Raw genomic sequence first — 3,981 nt, forward strand, 5'->3', positions numbered from 1 at the left:
ATAAAGGTTCAGAGCGATATTGTGCTGGAAAGCAGCAGCCGGATAAGCCTGAAGGTGGGCGGTTCATTTGTGGTCATCCATCCGGGTGGCGTGGACATTATGGGGCCGAAAATCAATCTCAACAGCGGCGGGAGTCCGGGTACGCCAGTGGGGACTCTGCAACCAGCGGTGCTGAAAGCACTGGCGAGTGAGGGAGATGTAATGCCTGAGCAGAATAATAGTGAAGACAGCAATAACCCCGAGAACAATGACAGTTCAAAAGAACAGAATGAACCAGAATCTGATGAAGAAAATAGAAAAATTCAAATTATCACAAATAAATTGAGTATATCGGAATCACAGGTGGTCGGGCTGGACTTTAAAATCAGGAATGAGAATGATGATACATTAATTAGGTCCATTACATCCCAGAGCACTGGGGAAAGTGAATTATATCCAGAGGCATTATTTTCAGACGCATGTTACTTACTCATTGGTAAAGAAAGTGATGAGTGGCAGGTTTATGTTTCTGTAGATGACTTATAAGGTGAACATATGTCGTCAGAACTGTTAGTTGTTTTTAAAGATTCATTGATGGGAAGCCCATCAGGTTTGCAATACAAAATTACCGTAAATGATATTGAGATAGATAATAACAATGTATCTGAGCACAATAATTCGTTAATATATCATTTTACAACAAAAGGCGATATAATTACTATTTCATCATCCAGCTTGCAAAAAACAATTCCGACTGCAAGTGAGTATGAAATTAAAATATTTATTCTAGATAAAGAATCCGAAAAAGAAATAGGGAGTACGATCCTACCAGATGGAAAAAAAGTGACAATGGTAGTCGTATCGCCCTGGACCAAGGTACCAATCAATGTTAATGAGTCAGGTGATAATTTTCCTGGCGATTTTTTCGATGTTGAATATGAAGAGAGAATATCATCAAAAATATCTTTCGGTGAGAAAAGTACTGTAATAAAAAGTACAAAGATAGTAATAAGAGATATTCCAAGAAAGATAATATTAACCGCCTTGAAATATCGGGGATCCACAAAATGGGCCGGAACAAAGGAAAAAGATTCTTACCATCCCATACTGAAAAAAACATATCATTTTGGGTCGAATACGAATAAATGTAGTGCCTTTGTAAATGATGTATTGCTTGAGGCTGGACTGACTGTACCGTGGATTGAAACTGGTTATGCACATTATACACCACAATGGCTTTATCAGGAACTTAGACCTCCCCTGGCAGAAGAATGGGCTGATCCAACAAAGTTAGCAGAACAATGGAAATACTCCACTACACCCCAACCAGGAGATGTAGGCGCCTATATAAAAAAAGAGAAAGGTGCGACAGGACATGCAGGAATAATTATTTCATCAGGAGTTACGATATCAGCAAACAGTGAAGTAATTATAGTCAATGATGCAGGATTTAGAAATAAAAATGGCACTGCTATAACTACAAAATTTCATTCTGAAAATGATTTCAATTCTTTCAGAAGATATAGGTTACAAGATGAAAAAAATAGAATAACATTAATAATTATACTCATAATGATTATCTTTACTTCATTAGCATACTTTAATTTTTTAAGTGCCAACAAAACATCTTGCCAAGCCTATAGAAATACAGCACCTAAAGAAAACATTTTTTCTAAAATAATTACAGAGGGAAGTGAATCAAAGATTGGTAGATGGAAAGAAATGGAGAATGTATACGATATTTTTTTCAACGATCAATTATATATGATTAGTGAAACCCCAAAAGACTATCTTTCTAGCGCTATTAGAATAATATTAAGTAAAGACTATGATCAAAGCCAGAAAGTTTACACTATTATATTAATGCAAAACCTACCCATTAAAGAGTATATGTGTTTCATGGATGCAGTGAATGAACAATTTGAAAAAGGTCTTATTGACAAAGAAGTAGCTCGGTTTGCCATTTTACCCGACATTAATCTTTACAGTACATCAATTTATTATTGGTGGCTCCCAGATTGGCGAGAAAGGTTTAAGAAAAATGCCAATAGTCTATTTAAACAAAAACTGATAGATGATGTATTAAGCGGCCGATACTTTTTCTATGCGTTACGAAAATAAGCAGCATAAAGATCGTAAGTCAATAAATATATTCAAAACTTGTCAATGGTATAAAAAAGCGATTAAACAAGGGTTGGTTGCAGACATGCCCTTACTCAATAAAAAAGGAGAGACAGTAAAAGACAAAAAAGGTGAGGTGGTGTATGAAAAAAAACTTCAGGTTTCTACAGATAAGTGGAAAAACCTTGAGGAATTAAAAAAAGGCAGATATATCACGGGAATAACACCATATCCTAGTCACGCAACGGCAGATGTACAGCAATGGTTAAATCTTCGTTTTAAACCTGAATATGCCATTATGGCAGCAGTCGATTACGGCGTCGAAAATTTAGCATCGCTGAAAAAAGCGGGATATAAGATTGACGGACTTAATGATGCTGAAAAAGCTAAAATCATATACTTAACTCATCATCTTGGTCTAAGTGACGCAAAACGTTTTATTAACAATAAAATTACTGAAGGTAGTGCAAAAGAGTTACTAACAGCACAGGTGGGAGCGGAATCAGCCATTTCCAAAGCCCACAAAAATGGAGGGTATATGAAAGCACACAGAAAGTGGCTGATGAATTATATAGATGGAAACATTAAATTAAGTAATTATTTTTGCCATGAGAAAACAACCATAAACAACCCTGAAGATATCGATCTAATAGATATAATTAAAAAGATCAATAAGGAAATATAATGACCAAGTATTTTGCTCCCATCTTGTCCTTACTAATATTCTCATCTACAAGCATGGCTGATTGCAATTCTAATTCGTTATTTTGTTATTATACTAAGTTTGGTATTCTCGATCAGATAACGAGATCCACCTCTGGTGATGATTACTCTTACCTTACCCTTAATGGAGTGAATATATACAAGGCAAAAACCGATTACATGTCATTCATGGATGATGATATGGGTTTTTTTAAGAATAACAAATACTTTACCACTAAGACAGTTATTACATATACTTTAAACGAGCGTTGCCTTGATAGAATAGATTATCAGGGTTTTTGCAGTATCAGTGTAGTTCTCGATTTTTCAGGCGACAAACCTGTTATATCCAATGGATTCACTCCGGATTCAGGCAATTCGGTTATCGACTGGGTTTCATGGGGAAAAGCAAATGCAATCATTGTGTTTGAAGATGAATCTAAGTTCAAATATATGAATGGACATGTTGAGCGTATTGTTAAATAAAGGTAAGATTATCGCTGTTATTAAATTGAGGTGACGGATTCAATGGATATCGCACATGTTTCGATTTCTACCGGTAAGTGGAAAAACCTTGAGGAATTAAGATATATCACGGGAATAACGCCGTATCCTCGTCACGCAACGGCAGATGTACAGCAATGGTTAAATCTGCGTTTTTAAACCTGAATACGCCATTATAGCGGCAGTCGATTATGGGGTTGAAAATTTAGCATCGCTGAAAAAGGCAGGATATAAGATTGACGAACTTAATGATGCTGAAAAAGCTAAGCTTATATACTTAACCCATCATCTTGGCCTAAGCGATGCAAAACGTTTTATTAACAATAAAATTACTGAAGGTGGTGCAAAAGAATTGCTAATAGCACAAGTGGGAGAGGAATCAGCCATTTCAAAAGCCCACCAAAATGGAGGGTATATGAAAGCTCACAGAAAGTGGCCAATGGATTATATAGATAACAATATTAATGTGGGTACATATTTTTGCCCAAAACTAGTCAACTCCCAAAAAGTAAAGACTTACGGATTAGAATCGATTATGAATAAAATTCAAGAGATAGAAAAATGAGTAAGTGTCACAGGCGTGGGCCGGTGCCGGATTTGGCAACCTCGCCATTCCGCGCGTGGGTCAGGAAGTGATAGTGGATTTCCTGAACGGCGACCCGGACCAGCCCATTA

Annotated in this window: 3 protein-coding genes and 2 pseudogenes; all 5 read left to right on the forward strand. The window is 36.4% G+C overall.

The features are described from left to right. Positions 1-525 (forward strand): annotated as a pseudogene (locus tag OGX66_RS00335) (hypothetical protein); the annotation flags it as partial. Positions 526-534: 9 nt separating this feature from the next. Further along, on the forward strand, positions 535-2,100 hold the full coding sequence (locus OGX66_RS00340; RefSeq protein WP_163199261.1) for a CHAP domain-containing protein: 1,566 nt from the start codon (positions 535-537) through the stop codon (positions 2,098-2,100). Then, on the forward strand, positions 2,084-2,785 hold the full coding sequence (locus OGX66_RS00345) for a hypothetical protein (protein ID WP_088902959.1): 702 nt from the start codon (positions 2,084-2,086) through the stop codon (positions 2,783-2,785). The genes OGX66_RS00340 and OGX66_RS00345 overlap by 17 nt, the downstream gene beginning before the upstream one ends. Continuing rightward, a complete protein-coding gene (locus OGX66_RS00350) occupies positions 2,785-3,288 on the forward strand; it encodes a hypothetical protein (protein ID WP_160179646.1) in 504 nt (167 codons plus the stop codon). The genes OGX66_RS00345 and OGX66_RS00350 overlap by 1 nt, the downstream gene beginning before the upstream one ends. A gap of 587 nt (positions 3,289-3,875) precedes the next feature. Then, positions 3,876-3,981 (forward strand): annotated as a pseudogene (locus OGX66_RS00355) (phage baseplate assembly protein V); the annotation flags it as partial.

The organism is Citrobacter sp. Cf072 (assembly GCF_030334485.1).
Lineage (GTDB): Bacteria > Pseudomonadota > Gammaproteobacteria > Enterobacterales > Enterobacteriaceae > Citrobacter > Citrobacter freundii.